The sequence below is a fragment of the Candidatus Hydrogenedentota bacterium genome (assembly GCA_016791475.1).
Lineage (GTDB): Bacteria > Hydrogenedentota > Hydrogenedentia > Hydrogenedentales > JAEUWI01 > JAEUWI01.
Genome location: JAEUWI010000016.1, coordinates 33,699 through 57,282 on the forward strand (window position 1 = coordinate 33,699; position 23,584 = coordinate 57,282).

The 23,584-nt window shown below is 61.4% G+C and carries 17 protein-coding genes and 1 tRNA gene; 12 read left to right on the forward strand and 6 right to left on the reverse strand.

Annotated elements, in window-relative coordinates:
* The first annotated feature begins 67 nt into the window (after positions 1-67).
* The 5 genes from JNK74_10565 (at position 68) to JNK74_10585 (ending at position 5,431) form a co-directional block, all read left to right on the forward strand.
* Positions 68-1,186: a glycosyltransferase family 4 protein gene (locus JNK74_10565; GenBank protein ID MBL7646620.1), complete on the forward strand. Its 1,119-nt coding sequence runs from the start codon at positions 68-70 to the stop codon at positions 1,184-1,186.
* Between the two features lie 415 nt (positions 1,187-1,601).
* On the forward strand, positions 1,602-2,765 hold the full coding sequence (locus JNK74_10570) for a glycosyltransferase family 4 protein (protein MBL7646621.1): 1,164 nt from the start codon (positions 1,602-1,604) through the stop codon (positions 2,763-2,765).
* On the forward strand, positions 2,740-3,474 hold the full coding sequence (locus JNK74_10575) for a PIG-L family deacetylase (protein ID MBL7646622.1): 735 nt from the start codon (positions 2,740-2,742) through the stop codon (positions 3,472-3,474). The genes JNK74_10570 and JNK74_10575 overlap by 26 nt, the downstream gene beginning before the upstream one ends.
* 104 nt (positions 3,475-3,578) lie before the next feature.
* Positions 3,579-4,601, forward strand: a complete 1,023-nt coding sequence (locus JNK74_10580; GenBank protein ID MBL7646623.1) for a hypothetical protein — start codon at positions 3,579-3,581, stop codon at positions 4,599-4,601.
* Positions 4,598-5,431: a nucleotidyl transferase AbiEii/AbiGii toxin family protein gene (locus tag JNK74_10585; protein ID MBL7646624.1), complete on the forward strand. Its 834-nt coding sequence runs from the start codon at positions 4,598-4,600 to the stop codon at positions 5,429-5,431. The genes JNK74_10580 and JNK74_10585 overlap by 4 nt, the downstream gene beginning before the upstream one ends.
* A 310-nt stretch (positions 5,432-5,741) precedes the next feature.
* Here JNK74_10585 and JNK74_10590 read toward each other — a convergent pair whose 3' ends face one another.
* On the reverse strand, positions 5,742-6,773 hold the full coding sequence (locus JNK74_10590) for a hypothetical protein (protein ID MBL7646625.1): 1,032 nt from the start codon (positions 6,771-6,773) through the stop codon (positions 5,742-5,744).
* 500 nt (positions 6,774-7,273) lie between these two features.
* Between JNK74_10590 and JNK74_10595 the strand changes: the two genes are divergently transcribed.
* Positions 7,274-7,846, forward strand: a complete 573-nt coding sequence (locus JNK74_10595) for a hypothetical protein (protein MBL7646626.1) — start codon at positions 7,274-7,276, stop codon at positions 7,844-7,846.
* A gap of 149 nt (positions 7,847-7,995) precedes the next feature.
* On the opposite strand, the gene JNK74_10600 is transcribed toward JNK74_10595, so the two are convergent.
* On the reverse strand, positions 7,996-9,249 hold the full coding sequence (locus JNK74_10600; GenBank protein MBL7646627.1) for a PQQ-binding-like beta-propeller repeat protein: 1,254 nt from the start codon (positions 9,247-9,249) through the stop codon (positions 7,996-7,998).
* Between the two features lie 215 nt (positions 9,250-9,464).
* A tRNA-Pro gene (locus JNK74_10605) sits at positions 9,465-9,542 on the reverse strand.
* Between the two features lie 106 nt (positions 9,543-9,648).
* On the opposite strand from JNK74_10605, the gene JNK74_10610 reads away from it, so the two are divergent.
* From JNK74_10610 to JNK74_10630, 5 genes are all read left to right on the forward strand, one after another.
* Complete coding sequence (locus JNK74_10610) at positions 9,649-11,688, forward strand: sulfatase-like hydrolase/transferase (protein MBL7646628.1); 2,040 nt, start codon at positions 9,649-9,651, stop codon at positions 11,686-11,688.
* A gap of 210 nt (positions 11,689-11,898) precedes the next feature.
* A complete protein-coding gene (locus JNK74_10615; GenBank protein ID MBL7646629.1) occupies positions 11,899-12,933 on the forward strand; it encodes a Gfo/Idh/MocA family oxidoreductase in 1,035 nt (344 codons plus the stop codon).
* Between the two features lie 79 nt (positions 12,934-13,012).
* The gene (locus JNK74_10620) at positions 13,013-14,098 is read left to right on the forward strand and encodes a 3-dehydroquinate synthase (GenBank protein MBL7646630.1); all 1,086 of its coding nucleotides are present in this window, start codon (positions 13,013-13,015) and stop codon (positions 14,096-14,098) included.
* A 20-nt stretch (positions 14,099-14,118) separates the two neighbouring features.
* On the forward strand, positions 14,119-14,961 hold the full coding sequence (locus tag JNK74_10625; GenBank protein MBL7646631.1) for a tetratricopeptide repeat protein: 843 nt from the start codon (positions 14,119-14,121) through the stop codon (positions 14,959-14,961).
* Positions 14,958-15,620, forward strand: coding sequence for a hypothetical protein (locus tag JNK74_10630; protein MBL7646632.1), 663 nt, complete (start codon positions 14,958-14,960; stop codon positions 15,618-15,620). Before JNK74_10625 ends, JNK74_10630 begins: the two co-directional genes overlap by 4 nt.
* A 25-nt stretch (positions 15,621-15,645) precedes the next feature.
* Here the strand turns inward: JNK74_10630 and JNK74_10635 are convergent, their stop codons facing one another.
* The 3 genes from JNK74_10635 to JNK74_10645 all read right to left on the reverse strand — a co-directional run bounded on the left by JNK74_10635 (position 15,646) and on the right by JNK74_10645 (position 20,773).
* Complete coding sequence (locus tag JNK74_10635) at positions 15,646-16,245, reverse strand: PEP-CTERM sorting domain-containing protein (GenBank protein ID MBL7646633.1); 600 nt, start codon at positions 16,243-16,245, stop codon at positions 15,646-15,648.
* Positions 16,246-16,566: 321 nt separating this feature from the next.
* Positions 16,567-19,428 (reverse strand): hypothetical protein, encoded by a 2,862-nt coding sequence (locus JNK74_10640; GenBank protein MBL7646634.1) that lies wholly within the window; start codon positions 19,426-19,428, stop codon positions 16,567-16,569.
* 283 nt (positions 19,429-19,711) lie between these two features.
* Positions 19,712-20,773 carry a M42 family metallopeptidase gene (locus JNK74_10645; protein ID MBL7646635.1) on the reverse strand — a complete coding sequence of 354 codons (1,062 nt, stop codon included), beginning with the start codon at positions 20,771-20,773 and terminating at the stop codon, positions 19,712-19,714.
* Between the two features lie 470 nt (positions 20,774-21,243).
* On the opposite strand from JNK74_10645, the gene JNK74_10650 reads away from it, so the two are divergent.
* Complete coding sequence (locus JNK74_10650) at positions 21,244-23,499, forward strand: hypothetical protein (protein ID MBL7646636.1); 2,256 nt, start codon at positions 21,244-21,246, stop codon at positions 23,497-23,499.
* Positions 23,500-23,584: the final 85 nt, after the last annotated feature.

The following is a 23,584-nucleotide window of genomic DNA, read 5'->3' on the forward strand; positions in this document are numbered from 1 at the left end:
ACTCCAGACTCCAGACTCCAAACTCCAAACTCCAAACCAAAACCCATCCCGGAACCCTTTCCCGAAAATGCGTATTCTCATTCCCACCGTTGACTATCCGCCCATAGAAGGCGGCATCAGCACCGTCGCCCTGGAGCTGGCCCGCGCCCTCCATCGACAGGGGCACGAGGTGACCGTGGTGGCCCCGCTTTTTCCCAACATGGAGGCCTTCGACGCGTCCGAGCCCTATACCGTGGTGCGCTTCGGAGGCTATGACGCTGGCTGGTTTCGGCTGGTGCCCTTCTTGTTGAAAAGCTGGCGCCACACACGCGGCGTAGACCGCATTATCGCCATCAATATTTCCTACGGCGGGGTGCTGGGGCGAATAGCGAGGCTTTTTCGGGGTACGACCTATATTAATCTGGCCTATGCCTATGAGTTTCTCAAATTCGCCCGGAACCCTTTCGCCCGATTCGCCCTGTTGAACCTCTACCGCAACGGGGAGCGCACCGTGGCGATCAGCAAGTTCACCCGCGAGAATCTGATTCGATTCGGCGTACCTGAAGATTTCGTCCGGGTGGTTCTGCCTGGGGCCCGCGTGCCCGAGCCCATTGCGCCCGACGTTGCCGCCGTCGCGTGTCGCCGTCTCGATGTGGAGGGCTATCCCTTCATCCTCGCGGTGGGCCGCTTTATCCCGCGCAAGGGCCAGATCACCATCGTCGAGGCGCTGCCGCTCCTGCATGAGTGGTGCCCCAATGTTCACCTCGTCATGGTCGGGCGCGGCCCCGAGCTGGCCGCCTGCCGACGCAAAGCCGAGGCCCTGGGCATGGAGGGCTTCGTCCACCTGCCCGGCTACGTGCCCGACGACACCCTCCAGGCCCTCTACCAGACCTGCACCTGCTTCGCCCTGCCCACGGGGGAAGACGAGGACGGCCAGGTCGAGGGGTTTGGGCTCGTGTTTACGGAAGCTCACGCCCACGGCAAGCCGGTCGTGGCCGGACGGAGCGGCGGCGTGGTGGATGCTGTGCAGCACGATAAGACTGGCCTGCTGGTGCCGGCGGGAAACGCGGAAAGGCTCGCGGAGGCGCTTCGCCGCATCCTGGAAAATCCCGAACTCGCGGAGTCGCTCGGAAGCGCCGGGAAGAAACGGGTCGAAGAGCAACTCAACTGGGATGTGTTTGCCAAAAAGTTGATCGAGGGCCCGTAGGGGCCTGTGATATCAATGAGCTATGCGATTTATGTTGCTATAGGGACCTAAAATGGATTCCGTCCATCATGCACACGATATTTGGGGGCGGCATTTTTGTGGAAGGGCGTTTTTTGGTTGTCGCATTGGATTTTCTTCGGCCCGAAGGGCCCTAACATACTAGCCCAGGGCAATGCCCTGGGTTTAACGGTGCAAAAGTCACATACGCCCTGAAAGGGCATCACAGCAGGAGAGTTTAAGTGCCTGATGTTCCGCCCTTTCAGGGCTGTAAGTAGATCGATACCACTTCCTCCCAGGGCGTTGCCCTGGGCTAATATGTCATGGCCCTTCGGGCCGGAAGACGATTCGCGAACTTGCAGTATATTTCTTGGTAGCGGTTAATTGCCGCCCGTACGACCCATAAGACCCATTCCCCATGATCCGCCACCGCATCGCCCATATTATCACCCGCCTCTCCCAGGGCGGGGCCCAGGAGAACACCTTCCATACGGTGCGTCTCGCGGATCGATCACGCTTCGAGGTGGATCTCATCAGCGGGCCGACGGACGGCAGCGAAGGGAGCATCGAAGCGGCGGTGGCGGCGGCGGGCATCGCTATTATCCGCGAGCCCCATCTGGTGCGCGCGCCCATGCCGCACCGCGATTGGCTGGCGCTGCGGGGCCTGACGCGAACGCTTCGGGAAGGGCGCTACGATATCGTCCACACCCACATGTCCAAAGCGGGCTTCCTCGGGCGCCTGGCCGCCGAGCGCGCCGGGATCCGCCACGTGGTCCACACGCCCCACGGCAACGTGTTCCACGGCTATTTCAACGGCCCCGTCACCCGGCTCTACGTCTGGATGGAGCGCCACGCCGCCCGCCGCACGAGCCGCATCATCGAATTGACCGAAGGCGGCATCAAAGAGCACCTCGCCGAGGGCATTGGCCAGCGCGATCAATACCGTGTGGTCTTCAGCGGCATCGACACCGCGCCCTGGGAAGCCGCCATCGCGCGCCGTGGGGAAACCCGCGCCGCGCTGGGTATCGCGGGTGATCAAGTCCTCATCGGCGGCGTGGGGCGGTTGGAGCCGGTGAAGGGCTTCAATTATTTCATCGAAATGGCGCGTCAGCTTCATGAGCAGGACCCCTCGCTGAAGTTCAAAATCGTGGGCGATGGCGCACAGTCCGATCTGCTCAAAGCTTCCGCGCGCGGCCTGCCGATCGAATTCCTGGGTCGCCGCGACGACGTGCCCGATCTCATAGCCGCCTTTGACGTGCTTGTTGTGCCTTCCATCAACGAAGGCATGGGCCGCGTCATCCTGGAGGCGGGCGCGGCGGGCCTTCCCGTGGTCGCCACCCGCGTCGGTGGCATCCCCGATATCGTCGACGACGGCGAGACGGGCCTTCTGGTCGCGCCCCGATCGCCCGACGAACTGGCGCGCGCCGTCCTCGCCCTAGTACACTCCCCCGAGCGGCGCTGCCTCATGGGAGCCGCGGCCCGCGCCAAGGTAGTGCCCCACTACAGCCTGCAACACATGGTTCAACGGATTGAAGCCATCTACGAGGAATTGTTGAATGAGAGTGCCCCAGACCCCCGGTGACGAGTACCTGTCGAAGCAACGGCTCCTGGTCATTTCGCCCCACGCCGACGACGAAAGCTTCGGCTGCGCCGGCACCATGGCCCGCATCAAAGATCTCGGCGGCGAGGTCTACGTCATCTGCTGCTCTGTCGGCACCCTCAAGCACTACGACGGCAAAGACGAACTCGTGGACGGCCGCACGCGGGAGAAAGAATTCGAAGCCGTGATGGAGTACCTCAAGGTCGACGACTTCGAGTACCTCTATCGCGACGCCGACACGCACCTGCGCCTCGACACCATTCCCCGCCGCGATCTCATCGCCCTATTCGAGCGCGACGCCCGCCTCGCGCTGGACAAACTCCAGCCCACTATGCTCGCCATCCCGGTGTCGTCGTACAATCAGGACCACGAAGCCGTCTTCCGCGCCGCCTTCACGGCAGCCCGCCCCGGCGTGCCCAAAGACAAACCCATCCAGCCCCTCGTGCTGGGCTACAACAACACCTCCTTGTTCTGGAGCCTGGAGCACGAAAAGATCCACATGAACTTCTACGTGGACATCTCCGACTACCTGGAGCAAAAACTCCACGCCCTGAGCCTCCACTCCAGCCAAATGCGCGACCCGATCCACCACTCCAGCGTGCAGAATGTCGAGTACACGGCGCGTTTGAGAGGGAGTGAGATTTCGGTGGCGGCGGCGGAAGGGTTTATGCTGTTTCGGCAGATTTTGTAAGGGCGAATCAGTATTGGCAAGACCCGTTATTCTCTATGTGGGAAACTTCTTCTTGCGAAAAATCTCCCCATATAGTAAAATTTGACCAACATAGGGAAATGCCCATGGAGGTCGTTCAAGACAACATAAAAGTGGCAGTGCAACGCGCGATAGGAGAATCGGGTCTAGCGCTGCGGTTCTCAACTTCAGCGACGGACGACTCGAAAGAACTTGAAGTTCACCTGAGCATCGGCGTGGAACTGCTTGTCATATATTATTCTGGCCTTGCTTCCCATCAAGTGCCTTTGGCACTCGCGCATCTACGCAAACGCCTCAGGCGGGGGCAGTTCCCGGCCCTTTGTGTTCGCCGTCTGACTTGGTCGTTGCTGGACAGATGCCGCGAATTGAAGGTCGCGGTCTTCGACTTGGAAGGCAATGTCTGGCTGCGCGTTCCCGGCATGTACATCGAACGACTGCGACCAAGTCAAGAGCCCAGGCCAGAGCCATCCACAGGTACCGTGTTTACAGCGAAGGCGTCGCGAATTCTGCGGGGTTTCCTCAAAAAGTGTCCAGACAAATGGACTCAGGCCGATATCGTGCGCGAGACCGGATTGAGCGCAGGTTATGTAAGCACACTTGCACAGCGCATGATTGCGCAACGCTATCTGCGGAAATTTATGGGCGCTTTCTGGCTGGAAGACCCTGATCAGCTACTGCAAGACTGGTTGGCGCACTACCGATTCGACCGCCACGTAAAGCACAGTTTCGCCATTAGCGCGGGCAACTACGACGAGGGCGCTGGAAAGCTTAAGGCGGCCTTGGAAGCGGCCGGTGTACCCTTCGCATGGACTGGGTGGACGGGCGCTCATTTGCGCGCGCCCTATGCGACACCTTCGATGTACACGGCCTACGTTTCGGAGATACCGAAGAAGCTGGCGGATGTGTTTCCCGTCGAGCGCGGCGGCAACGTCACACTTTACGTGCCGCAGGATGCCGGCGTACTTCAATTCACGACGGAAACCTCCTTGGGTCCCGTGGTTTCGGATGCGCAGCTTTATCTCGACTTGTGTCGAATGCCGGGACGGGCCAGGGAGCAGGCGGAAGCACTGCGCCATACCCGGCTGGACTTCGCGGGGAAGGTCGGATGAGCAATAAGCCGAAACAAATTGACGGGTACGACGCAAGCCAGACCGAGCGTGCGGAGCAGGTGCTGCTTGAGATATGGTCGCACCTCGGCGAATACCGGGAACACTTCGTACTGGTCGGTGGCCTCGCGCCGCGATACCTGGTGCCGCAGAATCAGCCGAACATCCCGAAGCACTGTGGCACACTCGATGTAGACCTCGCCGTGAGCCTCGCCGTGGCGGATGTGCGAGCCTATGCAAGTATTCGGGCAAGGTTGGAGCGGATGGGATTTGAGCCCGGCATCAATGCGCGGGGTAACGAACAGCGACACTCGTTCATGATGTCCGCAGAAGGCGGCCCGGTGGTCGTAGATTTCCTAACCACCATGTACGACGGCCCTCCAGAGGTGGTCCGGGCGGTGGAGAGTCAGTTGAGCGCTGTACAGGTGGAAGGACTTGGCCTGGCCCTGATCGAGCCTGTGAAAGTATCGATCACCGGCAAGACCATGACCGGCGGCATCGTGACAGAAACCTTGCAAGTGTGCCGTCCTGTGCCTTTTGTGGTCTTGAAGGCGCTGGCATTTGAAAACCGACGCGAGGGGAAGGATGTTCATGACCTTGTATATGTGCTGCAACACGCAGCAGGCGGTGTTACGGGTGTCGCCAGCACCGTGAGGGACTCAGAACGCGAGGCCGTTTCGTTTGCGCGCGCCTTCGACTCTCTTCGGCGGAATTTCGATAGCCCTGCCCATGATGGGCCAGTGAGGTACGCTCAGTTTCTCGGAGGCAGCCCCGGCGGTGCCGCACAAGCCTTTGCAGCGGTGCGGGAGTTTATTCAGGTTTTGGAAGGGTGATTCGGACGAGGGCCTCGCGAAATCCCTTCACCTCGACGCGTTGATCGGACCCTTGCCCGACAGTTCTATCGCTTGAGTTCAGCAATTCCGGTATCAGTCACTATCGGGAACAGCAGTATCTCAATCACCTCGCCGGCCTCGTGCTTATCCATCATGAATCTCCCCTCTTCATATCCCGGCGCTGTCACTTCGAACCAGGTAACGTGTTCCAGTGGTTCACAGAATTCGACCGTCAACGTCTCTTCGTCCTTCCGGGTGGTTCCGACCGGGAACCCGGTTTGGGAAAAGGCAGCGAATTGATAGCTTGGCGTTATGGTCGCGCTTGAGATGGACTGGCCGGTGTCGGCGTCGCGGACTTGGAATCTAAGGTAGATCGGGTCCAGGCGCTGAAAGCGAAGAGTCGATCCCTGACGGGCGATGTTGTGGTCGCGCTTGAAATGGACTGTCCGCTGTCGGCGTCGCGGACTTGGAATTGAAGATAGATTGGGTCCAGGCGCTGAAAGCGAAGAGTCGATCGCTGACGGGCGATGTTGTGGTCTATGTCGGATCGATAGTAGTACGCATTCGGCGCGATGTATTCGCCGATGTCACCGCTGACAATCGCGAAATTGTAGGCGAAGTCGCCTGCGTGGTCGAGCCGGACGACGCCCTTGCCATTGGTGCGCGTGTATGTGATGGGTATATACCCTCCGTAGCCCGTGCGGGTACGTGCGCGCAGGTCGATGCCGATGTTGAGTTCCGCTTCGGGGATGTAGAGTCCGTCCTGATCTACGACGGTCAACTCTACCGATTCGCCCACCTTAAGACGGACGGGCCACTTTACATCCTTCCCCGCAAAGAGCGCGACGCCTTTTCCGTAGCTCCAGTTGTCCGCAGGGTCGGTGGCTTTGAGTTGGCCATCGTAGTCCGGGGCGAACCATGTGTCGTAGGCATACAAATTCCCGACGCCGCCGGGTTGGGCTGCTGGGCCGCCTTCGGGGTATTCGTTCCAGCAGTAGAAGTCGGACACCGCCCACGCGTGGGCGGGCGGCATGAGGACGTAACGGTAGAGTCCATAGCCCCGGGATTTGGCGTCGTCGGACTCGCGCCCCCGTTGGAAGGGGATGGTGAAGTGTCCAACGGCGTCGGTCTTTCCGATTTCGCCATAGCGGATGTAGCCACGATCGAGGCCGACTTCGTAAACCGGGATATCGGTCGCGGGTGTGTCGTCGGGCAGGTTGGCTTCGATGGTGATGCGCACGGCGGGTGGTGCGGCGGGGTCCACGGGGGGAATGGGCGCGGGCTCTGGTGCTTGCGTGGCGGCGAAAAGGCTGACGATGAATCCGAGTGCCATGTGGAACATAAGTTTACCCCTGTCGTGTGGCGTGCCTGGGAGATACCATAGCGCTGGTGTGCAGCGAGCTTCAAGGGTGAAATCCGAGTTTTACCAAGATGTGAGCAACCAGCGTAGGTCCCTAAAGACGACGCCTGATGCCACCCGCACGCGGGCCGCCTTGGGCGGTCGGTAGCTTGCGGGTGACGAGACTCAAGTGAGCAGAGAAACCTTCGGTACAAATCAGGAATTTTGCGTCTCAGCCAATGAGTTTCAATCGAGTTCCGATCCGCGATGTTACACACGTAAACTTAGTCGCTGTCGCTCCTGCGTGTACGGGTGGCACCCGAGGTAATCGTTTGATTGTTTGGCACTACTGAAAAACGCGGGACGGTCCCGAACGCACAGCGGGCTTCCCCATGGTGGGGAACTACTGTTTGGTTGCATGCGTTGCGCCCTTTCACGTGCCCTTGCGTTCAGGACGGTCCCGTCCGTTTGCATGCCCCACAGATCCCATGGTGTAATAACCCATGCCCCACGATGTCCCGCCCCTATCCCGATTGAAGTACTGCGCCCGCTACTGCGAGGAGAACATATGGCACCTCGCCCAGGATCCGGCCTTCGCCGATTGCGAGCGTGTGGTCGCGATCATCTCCAACGCCGAGGCGGCCTGTCTTTTCTGGGACCAGCGGATGTGCGACGTGCCGGACTATCCCGTGTGGTGGGATTACCACGTGATCCTTTTCGTGAAGGAGGGTGCCTGGCGTGTCTACGACCTCGACACGGCGCTGCCGTTTCCCGTCGATGCGGCGACCTATCTTCGCCGGACCTTTCGCTTTCAGGAGCGAATGCCCGAAGTCATCCGCCCGCGCTTCCTGCTTTTCGACGGCGATGTCTACGTGCGAAGCTTCTCGTCGGATCGCTCTCACATGCGCGATGGGGATGGCGCCTGGTATGCGCCGCCGCCCGACTGGCCGCCGATCATCCAGGGGCGACCGGAGGGCTTTACCTCGTTCATCGAAGGGCAATTGCGGGCGGGAGGGCACGTGGGACTTGATGAAGTGATTGTTTGCTTCACGTTGAACGACCACGACGCGAACTGAGAGCTTGTGAGGGAACTGACCACCGGGAGCACGGACTTTCCAGTCCGTGATTCTCGTGCGACTCTGTCGCACGGCACGCGGGTAGGAAAACCCGCGCTCCCGTTTGGCTACCGCCTTGATTGAAAAATCCACAGCCTCTGAGCTTTGCGCTATTTCTTCTCCGCGATCCGATACAGGTGCGTTTTGGTGCGGAGCAGCAGGGAATCCTCGGCGACGGCGGGTGATGCCCAGATTTCGCCGTCGAGCTGATTGCTTGCGAGCTCCTTGTACTCCCGGCCCGGCGCGATGATGGTCGTGGTCCCTTTTTTGTTCGAGAGGTAGATCCGGTCGGCGGTGGCCAGAAGCGAAGCGCTGTATTTGACCTTCATCGGCACCGACCAGACCACGTTGCCCGTGGCGGCCTCCAGGCACTTCAGCACGCCCGGATCGCTCATGGTGTAGAGGAGATCGCCGACGAGCACGGGAGACGATTCGTGGGGCACGTCCTCGGTCATTTTCCAGACCACGTGGGTATCGGTTACGTCGCCCTCGCCGCCCTCACGAATGGCCCAGAGCTCCGTGCCGCCGGGAGGGCCTCCGGTGTTTACAAAAAGGATTCCATCGCCCTGGACGATGCGGGAGATCGTGCTGTCGTCCTTGTAGCGCACGCGCCAGATCTCTTCGCCGGTTCGGGGATTGTGTCCAGTGACCAGGAGGGCGCCATTGCTCACGAGTTGCGTCATCCCGTCTATTTCCAGGAGCACGGGGGTCTGGTAGGACTTCATGTATACGCCCTGGATGCCGGTGTAGAGGTCCTTCGGGCGTTCATACATCCAGGCCGTCTCGCCGGTCTTTTTGTCCAGCGCGGCCATGAACTGCTTGTCGACGCCTTCGACGGTGATGATGACCCGATCTTCGAAGAGTACGGGCGACGATGCGGGGCCCTGCATGTGGTCGCAATTCAGGTCGGTGCGCCGCCAGAGGACTTCGCCGGACTGGGTGTCGATAGCGGCGGTGCCAAAGGTTCCATAGTGTACGTATGCCCGGCCCGACTCGATGACGGCGGAAGGCGTGGCATAGGAATTCAGCGGGTTAATGCGCTGGGGCTCCGCGATTTCAAACACGGGGACGTCGTGAAGCACCGCGCCGGAGTTCAAGTCGACGCACACCGCATAAAGCACTGTGCCGTCTTCCTTCGCCGTCGTCAGCCAGACCTGATCGCCCAGCACCACCGGCGTGGAGAGGCCGAGGTCATGAATGGACGTTTTCCAAGCGATGTTTTCCGTCTCCGACCAATGGAGGGGCAGCGCGGCGGCGTCGGTGTGTCCATCGGCCGTTGGTCCGCGCCAGTCCGGCCAGTCGGCGTGGGACAGGGCGGCGCACAGGCAAGTCGCGGCGGCAAGGATAGCGGTAAGGGGACGCATAGGAATCTCTCTCCGGATCAACGATGGACGATGCACAATCCTCGGCGCCCCGTGAATCTAGGGAAACGACGATATCGCAATATATTCGTACTCCGCGCGCGCATAGTCAAGTTAAGTCAACCATGGAAGTCGCGGCGGCATGGAGAAAACACGGAGAGGGAAAGAGTCGCGGTGCGAAAGTACACAAGCGTGGAGGGGATGGATTGTGTAATAAATGGTCGGGGTGGTAGGATTCGAACCTACGGCCCCCTGCTCCCAAAGCAGGTGCGCTAACCGGACTGCGCTACACCCCGACGAAGTGTGGCGCGGAGTATAGCACAGGATATCGGCGCGCTCCAATATTTCGCAGGGCCGGATTGTCAGGTCGCTTCTGCGGCGTTCATGTTTTGAGGAGGTGCGGTGCGCGCCAGGTTATATTCGGTTCTGAATCTCCAGGCGTGGCCCGCCGCCGGCGGACTGGCGCTTTTCTTTATTGCTCTGGAATGGTTGAAGGCCCAGCGCTCATCGCAGTGGGCCGGATTTCTGGCGCGGGATCTCGTCGGGGCGGGTCTGGCCTTTGTCGCCTATGCTTTCGCCATCATTCTCGTATTTTCAATCCTACGCTTTCTGCTTCATCGCGCCGACGTGACGGGGCGCGCCGTGGAATCAGCGTCGCTCCTTTGCGGTGGCCTGGTCGTGTGGGGACTGCTGAGCGTTCATCGAGAAGAGACCCCCACGCTGGATGATGTCATCGTCGCCACGGCTTTGATCGGGTGCAGCGGGGCGATGACGGTGGGGCAGGGGCGCTGGTGGTCCACGGCGCGCTTCGGCGGACTGCTGATCGCCCTCGGGCTATCGTCGCTCAGCGCGCTTGTGGCTGCGGGGGAGTACGCCCTCTTCCGTCCGGATCGGGCCACGCTGGTGACGATCTATCCGGCACTGTGGTCCTGCATGTCAGCGGTGCTGCTTTTTTCGACACAGATTCTGGCGCCGCGTCCGCGTGCGCTGCTTGCAACCGCGTTCGTAGTGATTGTTTTGCCGCCCGTAAGTACCGGAATCCTGCTGCGCCCGGTCGGGCGGGATGTCGACCGGCCCAACCTCGTGTTCATGGTGGCGGATACGCTTCGGGCCGACTATTGCAGCGCCTATGGCGGCCAGGTGCCCACGCCCAACCTGGAGCGACTGGCGGCGTCGGGCACGCGCTTCGACCGCAGCTATTCGCTGGCGCCCTGGACGCTGCCCTCCATGACGGGGCTGTTGTCGTCCCAGTATCCGCGCTCGCTTACGCCCGGCAGTGGCCACCCCGTGTGGAGTCTACAGATGAACCGTTACGAAGTGGATCTCAGCGAGCCCACGCTGCCCATGCGCCTGGAAGCGGCGGGTTACGTCACGGGTGCGGTAACGGCCAATGCGTTTTTGCCCTCGATTCCCGGCACGATGGAGGGGATCCAGACCCGGGCAAGTTCCCATCCGATTCTTCTAATGGAAGAGGGCTACTTCGCCGCGCTGCCATTTCTGGGGGCGCTGGTGGAGGCGTGGTGTCCGGCCCTGGCCGAGATCCGGCCCCACAATACGACGCGCGATCTGGACCATTACGCGCGGGCCTTCATCAGGCGCCACCGCAACCAGCCTTTCTTCCTCTGGGTGCACTACATCGATCCCCACGCGCCCTACGACCCGCCCGAGTCTCTGCGCCGGGTCCATGAAGGGCCCTGGCCTTTCTTTCATCCCTATGCCGGTGGCGAGCAGTGGGGATTGCCCATTCTGGGGAAAAACTTTGCCGTGGCCGAACCGGATCGAGATTACGTGAAATCGCTCTATGAAGGCGAAGTGGCCTATATTGATGAATATGCCGGCAAAATTCTCGACATGCTGAAGGCCGAAGGCGTTGCGGAAAACACCTACTTCTGCTTCACCTCAGATCATGGCGAAGAGTTGTGGGACCACGGGCAGTGGGGGCACGGGCAAGCCTTGTACGAAGAGCAATTGCACGTTCCCCTGATTCTCACCGGACCGGGCATCCAAGAACAGGTTGTTTCCGCGCCCGTGTCCGCCATTCATCTGATACCCACCCTGGCGGATATGCTCCAATTGCCCGCCGCCGACGCGTGGCGGGGCAAGAGTCTCGCTCCGCTGCTGCGCGGCGAAGTGGATGCGCCGCCGGCGGAGCCCATCTTCGCTCAGGGCACGACAAACAAAACCGAGACGCCGATGCACACGGTAATCCTCGGTGACTATAAACTGATTCGCATCGCGGGCAGCGAGCTTGTTCAGCTTTATGACCTCGCCGCCGATCCCGACGAGCAGCGTGACCTCGCTGCGGAGCAGCCCGAGCGGGTCAAGGAACTGAGCGCATTGCTGGATACCTGGCTCGCGAGTTTTCCTTCGTTCTTCGAAGCGGAAGACCAGCCCTTCAATGAAGAGCTGGAACAGGGCCTGGAGGGCATGGGGTATTTGTAGGACGGATAGCTGGAATAGGACTGAATTGAAATCTATGTCTTTCCGCCTCTTTCCGGTTGGTCCGCTCCGCCCAAGGTCCGCAAATTGCTTCCCGTCTCGCGCAGGTTTACAATAGTGGACACGATTCATCCGGGGAACGTAAAACGCGCGCAACCTTCCACCCGCGCCGCGTCACACAAGCCCGAATTACCTGCGAAGGAGAAGAGCACCATGTCCAAGAAAGTCCGAGTTGGCATCATCGCTTGCGGCGCCATTGCCGAGCGCCTCCACATCCCCGACTACGCCGCCTGCCCCCAGGCCGAACTGGTCGCCTTCTGCGACGTGGACAAGAGCCGCGCCGCGGGCGTGGCGGCGAAGTTCGCGCCGGAAGCCGCGATTTACACCGACTATAAGGCGTTGTTGAAGGACAAGAATGTGGACGCGGTGTCCGTGTGCAGCCCGAACAAGTTCCACGGCGAAGTGACCATTGCGGCGTTGAAGGCGGGCAAGCACGTGCTCGTGGAAAAGCCCATGGCCATGAGCCTGCTGGAAGGGAAGAACATGGTGGCCGCCGCCAAAAAGGCGAAGAAGCTGCTCATGGTCAACCAGAGCCAGCGGAAATATATCGGTCACGTGAAGGCGAAGGAAGTGATGGACAGCGGCATCATGGGGAAGGTGCTCCACGTCACCGCCATGTTTGGCCATGAGGGTCCGGAATTCTGGAGTCCCACGGGCAAGTGGTTCTTCAAGAAGAAAGAGGCCCGCTTTGGCGCCATGGCCGATCTCGGCGTGCACAAGGCCGACCTGATCCGCTTCCTCACCGGGAAGGAGATCGTGGAGGTGAACGCCTTCTACGAAACGCTGGAGAAGAAGCGGGCCGACGTGGAAGACAACTTCGTGGCGTCCTTCAAGTTCGATGACGGTACCGTGGGCACCCTGGCGGCCTCGTGGACGGTCAAGGGCCGCGATGCGAACTATGTGATCCTGCACTGCGCCAACGGCACGCTTGAAGTGGGCCTTCAGCCCGACAAGCCTCTGGTGGCCCACCTGCTCAATCCTAAATGCACCATCAACTTCGATCTGCCCGCACCGCCCACGAACTACGACGGTTCCTGGGGTCTGGACGTGGGCGGCGCATTCGTCCGCGCGATCCTGGGCGAGGAAGCGCCCTTCTGCACCGGTGAAGAGGGCCTGAAGAGTCTCGCGGTGATTCTGGCGTGCGAGAAGGCCGCCGACACGAAGCGGACCGTGAAAGTTACGGTATAATCACTGGACGTCGCGCCCGTGATCGCAACGGCGGTCACGGGCGCTTTTTTTCATGAGCGAAAATGGTAATTCAATGATCATCACAACCGTAAATGTAGAGCTTGGCGAACGCGCCTACCCCATCCACATCGGCAACGGCATCTTGTCGGAGTTGCCCGCGCTGGTAAAGCGTACGGGCATCAAGGGCCGCATCGGCATCGTCACCGACACCAACGTGGGTCCGCTCTATGCCGACCGCGTGAAAGCGCCCCTCGTGGAAGCGGGCCACCATGTGGCCGTGCATGCGATGCAGGCGGGCGAGCCGTTCAAACGCATGGCCGCCGTGGAGGACATCTGCGGCACCTTTCTCGCAGAGGGTCTTGATCGCACCAGCCTCATTCTTGCGCTGGGTGGCGGGGTCGTCGGCGATGTGGCGGGCTATGCCGCCGCTTCGTTCATGCGCGGCATTCCGTTTATTCAGATTCCCACCACCATTGTGGCTCAGGTGGATTCCAGTGTGGGGGGGAAGACGGGGGTGAACCATCCCCTGGGAAAAAATACCATTGGCGCCTTCCACCAGCCCCTGGGCGTGCTTATCGATATGGACCTGCTTCAGTCTCTGCCGGATCGCGAGCTGCGCGCGGGACTTGCCGAGGCCATCAAGCACGGCATCATCGCGGATGAGAAACTATTCGAGTTCATGGAGCGGAACGCCGCCGCGATTCTCGCGAAAGATCCCGAAGCCCTCGCCGTGCCGATTGTGCGTTCCTGCGAGATCAAGGCGGCCGTCGTCGCGGAGGACGAAAAGGAAAACGGCGCGCGGGCCAATTTGAACTATGGCCACACCTTCGGCCATGCCATAGAATCCGTCACGAACTACGAGAAATTCCTGCACGGCGAAGCCATCGCCATTGGCATGGTTGCAGCGGGCGCACTGGCGGTGGAACTGGGCATGGTGGGCGCCGACTTCGACGCGCGGCAGCGCAATATATTCAGCGCCTACGGTCTGCCCGTCTCCTGGGCCGGGTTGCCGGCGGACGAAGCCATCGACGCGATGCGCAAGGACAAGAAGGTCCGCGCGGGCACCATGAAGTTTATTGTGGCGGATCAAATTGGCCGCGTGGTGCAGCGAACTGATATAACGGAGGCACAGGTGCGCGCGGCCCTGGCCGCGGTGACCTGTTAACTTCCGAGAGGACGTACCCCATGGTCTTTGGCGGCGAAACAGCCGACAGCTATTACGACGAAGGCGTTACCGCCAGCATGAAGGGCGAGACCGCCGCGGCGATCCGCCATTTCGAGAAGGTCCTCCAGCTTGATCCCTATCACGTCGCCAGTTGCCACCAGTTGGGCCGCTGCTATCAGCGTCAGGGAAAGCTCCAGCAGGCGGTGGAGTGCTTTTATCGCGCCATCAAGGCCAGGCCCAATCCCCTGCCGCCCCGCCTCGATCTGGGCTTTGCCCTGCTCGAAGGCGGCAATGGAACCAAGGCCCTCGATATATTCCAGGAGGTCCTCAAGGTCAAACCTGACAATGCCCGGGCGATGCTGGGACTCGGCTGCTGCGCTTTCGAAAAGGGCGAGTGGGACCTTGCCTTTACCATGGCCACGCAAGCCGTGACCAATGGCGGCGCCAACTTCGCCGCACTCTACCTCCAGGCCCGCGCCGCGCAGCTCGTCGGCTTCCACGATGTAGCCCTGACGGCCTTTGACCAGGCGGATGCCTTGCTGGAGCGCTCCGTCGAGGGCAGTCCCGAGCAGCCCGAGGCCCACTTTTTGCGGGGTGAGTTGTACTTTGCCCGCAAGAATTTTGTCGCCGCGCTGGCGGCCTTTCAGACCGCCCAGAGCCATATGGATACGGCGGTGCACTACTACTCTTATGGCGAGCATTTTGAACTGGCCGACGTCCTCGAACGGCGGGGCATGTGCCTCCTGCGCCTCGATCGTTATGCCGATGCACGGGAGCTGTCGGTCGATATCGTTGCCCTTCGCCCGAAGAGCCGCGTGGCGGCGCTGCTGGCCGGTTCGGGCGCCGAAAAGCCCCCGGCATGAGCGAGATCAACCTGCAACTGGTTCGGGAGTTCTTCGAGCTGAACCGGTTCAGTGTGTTGACCCACTGGCGCCATGGCGACGAGCGGGCAAAGGCCAGTGAGGATGCGTCTTTGCTTTTCGTGGAACATCTTCGTGGAGACGAGGGAGGTCGAGCGCCATTCCTGCTTTCCGGCGCCACCATACAATCGGTTCAGCGCGCGGTGGTGGAGGTGCGGGCCTGGCACGGGGATCGTTTTTATCCGTCGGTTATAGAGTCCAGCCCGATTCTGGCCCACGTGGCCTCGCGCGAGGTGGAAGATCTCGCCCGCGAAGCTTTTGGCGGCGCCGATTTCACGACGATTCTGGTGATCTCGGAGTTGCCCGCATCCGCCGTTCCACGCACCCGCGCGCTCCAGTTGCTTCAGGCGCTGGGCATCGGCCACGTTCTCGAATTTGGCGCGCTCCTGGCCGCGCTGGCGGGGCAGTTGAGCGGCCACGGAAACTATGCCCCTTCCCATACCCTTCAGACGCTCCGTTTACTCAAGCGTTACGATCTGCTGCGACGCCAGCAGCTTGAGCTGCCCTTTCCACAGGAGCCGCTTCATGCCGGCCCTCCGATGGGTGTGGAATCAGACCTCGGACGGCAGCGCGAGATTGTGGAAGAGTTCGAAAGCGACTGATCCCGTCCGATTGCGCCGGTCTATTTCAGACGCGCCGACGCCATGACAAGATTCCCGCGAGACCCATCAGCATCACCGTGCTCGTCGCTGGTTCGGGAATGGGGAATGGCGGGTTGGGATCGGGGGTCTGATAGCTGGAGGCTTTGGAGTATTGAAGGCGGAAAAGCCAGTCCTCAGGATCGGCGGGCGGCGTGTCGCCCGTCGATTTCCACGAAAGAATATCGTCGATCTGAAGCGCCGGTCCTTTTGATCGGAAGTTCACGTCTCCGGCTCCGTGTGTATTCCCCTCCGGGCCGGAAGCGGCTACGCCGTTGGAGATTTTCGATTTCGGGGTGTCCTGTTCAGGAGTGTCCAGCGTACTAATCGAGGTACGGGGCGGCGCGGGATCTCCAATCCAAGTGAGGGCGGATTCGAAAAGCTGGAGCGGGGGCGGAGCAATGGCAATGCCCGAACCTGCGGATTCTCCTGACCAGCTCCCGTGTAGCGTCATTCCGCGCTCCAGGGTCTGACCCGTTCCATGCTCCTCCCGCTCCGATCCCAGTGTGGTTGCACCCGCATTTGTCTCCGCCAATACCGTGCCCAGCAGTATTGCGAAGAGGGTCAACCCGCGACATCCCTTCTTCACAGCACGCCTACCTTTCTGGTGGTGTAATCACCACGGGGTATTGGCGGTATCCCAAGACCGCCAATCCCAGACTCTCTCTCAAGAGAGGGTGAAGCATAGGGAGTGCCAAATTTCCGTCTGTAGTGTAAGATGTTGCTACTTATGGAGTTTTTGGCGTATCACGGCGCTGTTCTGGCGGTAATCGCGATGAACAGGGGCAGGAATTGAAGAGGTGTTGTCAGATTTGACCAATCATTTACGCGGCATGTCGGCACTCCACGGTGACCGGTACCCAAACTTGAACTGGGCGCCGTCCCGCCGGGGACGGTCGAAACCATCGACTCAGGGTTCCGCTTCGGGCGGTCCCACGAGGGTGAGCGTCACCCGGGCGCGACTCGGTTGGTTTGCTCGGTCCAGACTCAGCGAGTTAGGTCCCGGTAGCAGCATCGGGGGCGCGGGCAATTCAATCGTTTGAAGGTTATCCCCCACGGCGTTGTAGTGCGTGGCCATACCCGCAGGCTCCACTTCGACGTACTCGCCGCTGTTGATCGTCAGCGGCACTTCCAGCAGGGTACCGTTCACGCTTAGCTTCGGAGAGACCAGGCCGACACCCCTCAGGGGCACGGCGGAGACCGAACCCACGACGCACTCCGCGCTGGATCCCTCGGGCACGTTGTTGAGCCAGAGGTTCAGCTCCGCGATTTCTCCATAGTTCACCCAGAGGATGTAGTCGTGCAATACCTCGCCGAAGGGTACTTCGCCTTTCCAGTCCGCATGCCGTTTGGAGTAGGGCCAGCCGAATTCACCGAGCCGCGCGGACTCGGGCTCCACCAGTTCCACATAGCGCCAGCCCTGGAAGTCGAGGTTCACGTAGTGCTCCGCCCGACCGCCCGCAGCGGCTTCCGAGCTCTTCAATTGCACATTCAGCACGGCGCCGGAGCCATCGCCGTGGACCCACAGCCCGATACCGCGATTGTAGAGATTGAGTGCGGGCGAGAAGCGCTTGCCCGCGCCGCCCCAGGCGGAATGGGCCGATGCGCCATCGTTCCGGGCCATCAGCTTCAAGCTGGGCGCGGTCCCTTCGGGTGCAGCGGGACCTGTGGCCCAGGAGAAGGTCACGCCCTCCGCGACGGGCAGGGGCTTCAGGTCGGCATGATCGTTTCCATCGACGAGTAGCTTAGACTCGCTGTCGGAGAGGGGCTTCAATGCGGCGAGTCCCTCAATCCGGATCCGCGGGCGCTGACCTTCGAAAGGATTGTCTACCCCCCACTCAGTCGCGGCGTCTTCCTGCAACGTGTGCGCGGTCTCGCGGCGCAAGCGCGCCTGCCAGGTTCCGCCGTCGTCCTGCGTCACCACAAAGGGTTTGCGGGATTCCCGAAGGCGCGCGAGCACACCGGCGGGCAGTCCGCCGTCGAGCCGAAGGGTCTCATAGCGTTGAATGATGCCGCCGAGTCGCCGCACATTCGCGGAGCGCTCCCACGAGGCGGGGGTGAAGCCCACGAGTAGCGAGAGGCTGGAATCCGTGGCCAGGGCCCGGGCGCAGAGGTGCTCCACATCGCTGGCGAAGGTGCGCTCCGGCTGCACGGGGGCCCAATCGAAGATCCCACTCCAGCCCAGGTTCACCGGCATGTAGTTGCGGCCCGCCGATTCATTGGCGAGGGCGTGGATGTCGGCCAGGCGTTGCGCGCCCCGGGCGGGGACGTCCCACGCGCCCATGCGCGAGCGCAGCATCCACACATGGTGGGTGATGGTGCTCATTTCGAAAAGGGCGGGGCGCTCCAGGCGCGCATTGAGTTCGAAAACAAACTTTGCGGCATAGTGCCAGCTATTCAGGCCGCCCGCCATGATATCCGCCCCGTCGAGGGCATCGAGATAGATCATGTCGAAGCCGGCCTGATTGTAGACCTCCGCCGTGCGGGCCGCCACTTCGGTGAAGAGGGGGCTGTCGCCATCGGGCACAAAGAGGCCGAAGCATTCCTTCAGTTGCACCACCTCCACGCCTTTGGCGTGGGGCGCGGCCGTGGTGCCCAGGGCGCCCCGCTCGCAATTCGTGAAGCCGAACGGCGCTTCGGCGTTTACACCGGAGAAAACGATTAGTTCGTCGTCGATGCGCAGGGTAACGCTGTTGCGGATTTGAAAGCCGGTCATGGTCGACACGGCCGCAGTCGACTCGGCGACGGGTATCGCGTTGGTCAATGCATCAATATCGGCATCCAGCGTGAACGTGGCCGATGTCGCCAGCCGCCGATCCGGCACGGGCGTGACCCAGGGCGTGTCCTTCGCGATGTAGAAGGCGTAGGTGTGCAGGCCCGCTTCCAGCCCGGCGTCATGGAGCTTGTCCACGACGGCCTTCACGCCATCGGCACCGCCGGGGTAGCGCTCGGGGTTGGGCCGGAGATCGCCAAAGCGCATGGACTTGCCCGTGTGAAAGTCGATCTGCTTCATGCCCAGGTTTCTCGCAAGGGCGATCCAGGCGTCGATGGAGGATTCGCCCACCTCGCCCTCCGTGTCGATGAGATAGGAACCTCGATTTATTTTGGCATCGAGGGCCCAGGGACCGCCCAGTGGCGAGTGGGGGAGGGCGTTCGATGACAGCATCACGTGCTGGATGGCCGCGCGCATTTCCGGTTGCGGTGCAGCGATGAGGGCCGCTTTCGCGCCCACCAGGCCGAAGCGGGGATAGCAGGTGGCCATGGGTGTAACCATCGGTCCGGGGAGTTCGGGCACATTGGTCTGCAGGTTGAGGGCCAGGCTGCATACGGCCAGGTTGCTCTGCCGGGCCTGCGCACCCAGCGGAAGGTACATGAAATTGAGCTGGTCGACGCCTGCTTCGCTCACCGAGACCACCTCGAGAGTGAAATGGGTCGAAAAGGTTTCCGGTCGAAGTACGATCGTCACGCCACTATCGCCGAAGCCCACATGCCACAATCCATCGCGCACGGCGAGGGAAAGGGACTCCCACGTGGCTCCATCTTTCTGGAAGGTGCATAGGGGGGTGTCGGCCCCCTTGGCGAGGAGGTTGTCGCCGGTGGATTTGTCGAGCAGAGCGACGCTTCGCCCTGTGTGGTTCACCTCATAGCGGAGGGCGGCAGTCTCGATCACGAAAGTCTCGCTGCTCGCAAAGGTCGAAAGGAGGGAGGCGGCCAGCAGGAGCGCATACATTTGGCTGCGCGGGGTGTGCACAGGTGGGCTGTGATACTTCAATCGATGCTCCTTTTGGTCTTGCAGGGCGCATGACATTGCGCTGAAGGTTTGCGTCCCCGTGGGAATCTGGAACAATGGGACGCCGCATGACGGGATATTTGGTGCAAGCCAGCTTTAACCATGATATCAGGAATGCGCGGCAGACTATTGAACACAATGCAGCCCCAGTTGAAGGAATCAGGATGATTTCTTCGATTCGCTCTGTTGGAGTAGAACGAAAAGGCCCCGATGCAATGGGCTCGGGGCCGTGAATGAATGGATGGAGTTCGGATTGTCGGAGCGTTCAGTTGGGGATGAAGCTCGTGTTGGCTTTCAGCGAAAGGATCCACTCCGCGATCAGCTTGGAGGCATTCTCCACATCGGTCAGCGAAACCAGTTCCACCGGCGTGTGCATGTAGCGGTTGGGAATGCCGATGAGGCCCGTTGCTACGCCGCCGCGGCTGAGCTGCATGGCATTGGCGTCCGTGCCGGTGCCGCGCGGCATCGCCAGGGGCTGGATCGGAATCTTGTGCTTCTTCGCGGTTGCCACGATGCCCTTGTGCACCACGGGATTAATGTTCGGGCCACGGCTGATGATGGGCCCTTTGCCGATGGCGGTCTCGCCGTAGCGCTCGCCCTCGCCCCTGGGGTGGTCGGTGGCCCAGGCCACATCGACGGCGAGGCCCGCGTGGGGGTGGCAACCGTAGGCGCTGGTGGTGGCGCCGCGCAGGCCGATTTCTTCCTGAACCGTGGTGATGCAATAGACCGCCACGTTGATCTTCTTGTTCGCCAGCAGGCGCACGGCCTCCATAATCACAAAAGCGCCCACCCGATCATCCAGCGCGCGGGCGACGACCATCTCGTTCATCAATTCCTGATAGCCCACGGCGATGGTGATGGGGTCGCCGATGGTGACGTGCTTTTCGGCGTCCTTTTTGTCTTTTGCGCCGATGTCCACCCACATCTGGTGCATTTCCAGGGGCTTATTGCGGTCCTCCACCGGAGTCAGGTGAATGGCCTTGCGTCCGATGACGCCCGGCACCGGGCCGTCGGCGCCATGCACCGTAACCCTCTGGCCGCCCAGCACGGCACTGTCCACGCCACCGATCGGCACGAAACCGATAAAGCCGTTGGCGTCGATGGTGTTGACCATGAGCGCGATTTCGTCCACGTGTCCCGCCAGCATGATGCGCAGGTCCGCGCCCTTGTTGAGGACGTGAAACTGGTTGCCGTGGACGTCCTTGTAGATCTCGTCCACGAAGGGTTCCATGTAGGCTTTGCAGACCTTCTGGATCTTTTCTTCGAAGCCGGAAGGGCTCGGGGTGGCCAGCAGACGTTTCAGGAAATCGAGGGACTCTTTGCGCATGTACGGTACTCCTGTGCGGGTTGGGCCGCTATAGTACCGGTTTCAGTTGACAGTTGACAATGGACGGTTGATCCGCCGCATGCGGAACAGTTGATGGTTTCTCCGCAGCTTGCGGGAATGGGTCTTATGGGTCTTATGGGTCTTATGGGTCGCGTCGCTGTCAACTGTTCCGCCTGCGGCGGATCAACTGTCAACCGCTAAAACGCTCCCGCCTTGGCGTTGATCACGTTTTCTTTGGTTTGTACTTTGGCGTTGATAAACCCGTCCAGATTGATATTGGCGGTCTGTGGGGTGCGTGTTGCGAGTTTGATATGTTTCATGGATCCTCCGGTCTCCCGTGCTTTTGGTTGCGAATGTGAAGGGTGCTTGGATAGTATCAGCGTCCGGGACCTCTGTTACACCCGTCCGGTGCCTTGTTGAGCACCGGGCAGTCCCGGTGCAGGTTCCGCTTGGAAGGGTGGTTGCCACGGATGAACTACAAGTACGCCGGATTCCTCAAGACAGTGCTGGAGAAGCCCGACCCCGAAGGGCGCGACGCCGCGGAGTATGTGGAGTTTACCGCGTCGGACATCGCCCATTGGCACCTCGTGGACGACGAGTCAGACCGAGAGTGGCAGTCCATTCCCGCGGAACGCAAGCTGGGGGATGGGGGCGTCAGTCTGGTCGGGCATTTTGAGGGGGTGCGCCCCATCGACAACCTGCCGTCGAGCGATCCCAGTTTCTGGGTGTCGCTCAGCTCCCGCCGCAGCCTCGACTCCCGCTTTCCAATCGATCTCAATCGATTTCCCGTAGCGGAAATCACCTACCGTTGCGCCTCCGTTTCGGCCCGCCCGGCATGGACCCTGAGCTATCAGGGCGGATTGCACTTCGACGGCCTCGAACCCGTCCAGTCGTGGCAGACGGTGGCGCGCCTGGTGCAGCACCACGGCTTTCCGCATCAGGTGCTCCACTGTACTTTTCGCCTCTACGGGACCAAGCGCCGCACGGAGGTCCTGGAGATACAGTCGGTCCGATTCCGCGGCCTGAGCGCCAAAGAGCACGAGGCCTGCTATGGTCCCGCCAGTGGCCGGGGACCGGCCCCGAAGTCGGCGCACTATGACCTTCTCGACGAGTTTCTCCCTCTCGGCGTGTACATGAAAGCGGGCACGGCCAAGCGCATGGCGGAGTGCATGGAGATTTCGTTTCGCGACTATTGGCGTCTCGCCCTGGAAGATGTGGCCCGCCACCACCACAACAGTGTGGCGATCGAAGAGATTGACCGCCTCTCCCAATCCGAGTGGCGCGAAGTCCTCGGGCTGGCGGAATCCTATGGCATCCGTGTATTGGCGCACCACCATTGGCCCCGCAGCGAGTTCAACGCGGAGAAGTCCAAGTATATCGAGCGCGACATCCGCCCCTATGCCGATTCGCCCGCCATCCTGGCCTGGTCCATTCAAGACGAGCCGCCATCGCAATCTTTCAAGATGCATATGGAGGCCCAGCCCCTGATCCACGACGTGGATCCGCACCATCCCCTGGCGGTGCTTCTCCGCGAGCCGACCAATTTCCCCTTGTACGCGCCCCACTTTCCGGTGTGCGGCATATCCCACTTCAAGTCCCACGTGCCCTGGGAAATGGGGGATACGCTCAAGGCCCATTATCACCTGGCCGACGGCCAGCATGTCTGGGTCGTCGCGCCGGCCTTCGTGTACGCCACGGACACACCCGAATGGAACACGAGCCCGGAAATGCGCCTGATGATCAATCTCGGCTTTGCGCACGGGGCGAGAGGCTGGTTTTCCTTCGCGTATCACAATGATCCGATCTGGGTGCAGGGCAATATCCAGCGCTCGCTCACGGGGCCCTTCCTCAATTTCAGCGACAACTGGTCGGAGCTCGGCCATCGCATGGAGCGATTCTCCGCCCTCGCGCCGATTTTCCTCAAGGCGAGGCCCCTTGACGAGCCCCCGCTCCACTGCTTCGACATTACCTGGGAGGAGCACCGCGAGACCACGCGCCCGCCCGGTATGCCCGCCATCCAGTGGCGCTGGCTGGAGGGGCCGGATTACCTGCTGCTCTACGTGATCAGCAACGAGCTCACCGAGGTCACGACGGTCTATATCGACGTGCCCCAGGGCCTCCCCGAGGGGCTCGAAGTCTTCGATATGACCGATTTCGTTCGCAGCCGCAACTGGCAGCCCGTCGCCTGGCGGCGCCATCTGGAAATGTTTCCCGGCCAGGGCCAGATCATGCTCGTCGCCCGGCGGCATGTCTGCGAGGAGTTGCGCGACGCAATCAGCAGCCGCCTGCGCGACGATGATCGACGTCAAATAGCGCTGGATCTTGGGCTGGCCCGTCGGCACAACCTGGACACGAAGGCGGTCCAGCGGTCACTGCACCAGATTGGAGCGGGGGAGCCCCTTCAAGATGCGCTCAAGACCCTCGAAGCCCGGGAGCAACTGATCAACTCCATCTACCGCGCGCCGAAGCTGGCCGAGGCCCGGAGCAGCCTGACCAAGGCGGGGGCCGCCATCTGCGCCTGCGATGGCGCACTCTGTCGCCTCCTGGGAACGGGCCAGGTCGACGCCGCTTTCGAGATGGGTGTCTCGGTGCTCCCGCTGGCGCGAAAGATCGCGGGATTGCGGCTGAAGGTCCGGCGCAATCATGATGACGACCTGATTGAGCAGGCGGAGGATCTCACCCGGCAGTCGCTCAAGTTGATGGAGCGAATCCGGAAGGTCCGGTGAGCGAGGCCGTAGGTTGACGCCTCAATTCATTGACTTGCCCTTCCCCCGCTTGCTATACTCGCCAATCCCGTGACGCCGCAACGTG

What these genes read in the sequence shown, in the direction of transcription:
- JNK74_10595 (MBL7646626.1), top strand. Translation starts at nt 7,274, where the DNA reads ATGCCCCACGATGTCCCGCCCCTATCCCGATTGAAGTACTGCGCCCGC.
- JNK74_10575 (MBL7646622.1), top strand. Translation starts at nt 2,740, where the DNA reads ATGAGAGTGCCCCAGACCCCCGGTGACGAGTACCTGTCGAAGCAACGG.
- JNK74_10630 (MBL7646632.1), top strand. Translation starts at nt 14,958, where the DNA reads ATGAGCGAGATCAACCTGCAACTGGTTCGGGAGTTCTTCGAGCTGAAC.
- JNK74_10645 (MBL7646635.1), bottom strand. Translation starts at nt 20,773, where the DNA reads ATGCGCAAAGAGTCCCTCGATTTCCTGAAACGTCTGCTGGCCACCCCG.
- JNK74_10590 (MBL7646625.1), bottom strand. Translation starts at nt 6,773, where the DNA reads ATGTTCCACATGGCACTCGGATTCATCGTCAGCCTTTTCGCCGCCACG.
- JNK74_10580 (MBL7646623.1), top strand. Translation starts at nt 3,579, where the DNA reads ATGGAGGTCGTTCAAGACAACATAAAAGTGGCAGTGCAACGCGCGATA.
- JNK74_10615 (MBL7646629.1), top strand. Translation starts at nt 11,899, where the DNA reads ATGTCCAAGAAAGTCCGAGTTGGCATCATCGCTTGCGGCGCCATTGCC.
- JNK74_10570 (MBL7646621.1), top strand. Translation starts at nt 1,602, where the DNA reads ATGATCCGCCACCGCATCGCCCATATTATCACCCGCCTCTCCCAGGGC.
- JNK74_10625 (MBL7646631.1), top strand. Translation starts at nt 14,119, where the DNA reads ATGGTCTTTGGCGGCGAAACAGCCGACAGCTATTACGACGAAGGCGTT.
- JNK74_10650 (MBL7646636.1), top strand. Translation starts at nt 21,244, where the DNA reads ATGAACTACAAGTACGCCGGATTCCTCAAGACAGTGCTGGAGAAGCCC.
- JNK74_10600 (MBL7646627.1), bottom strand. Translation starts at nt 9,249, where the DNA reads ATGCGTCCCCTTACCGCTATCCTTGCCGCCGCGACTTGCCTGTGCGCC.
- JNK74_10565 (MBL7646620.1), top strand. Translation starts at nt 68, where the DNA reads ATGCGTATTCTCATTCCCACCGTTGACTATCCGCCCATAGAAGGCGGC.
- JNK74_10585 (MBL7646624.1), top strand. Translation starts at nt 4,598, where the DNA reads ATGAGCAATAAGCCGAAACAAATTGACGGGTACGACGCAAGCCAGACC.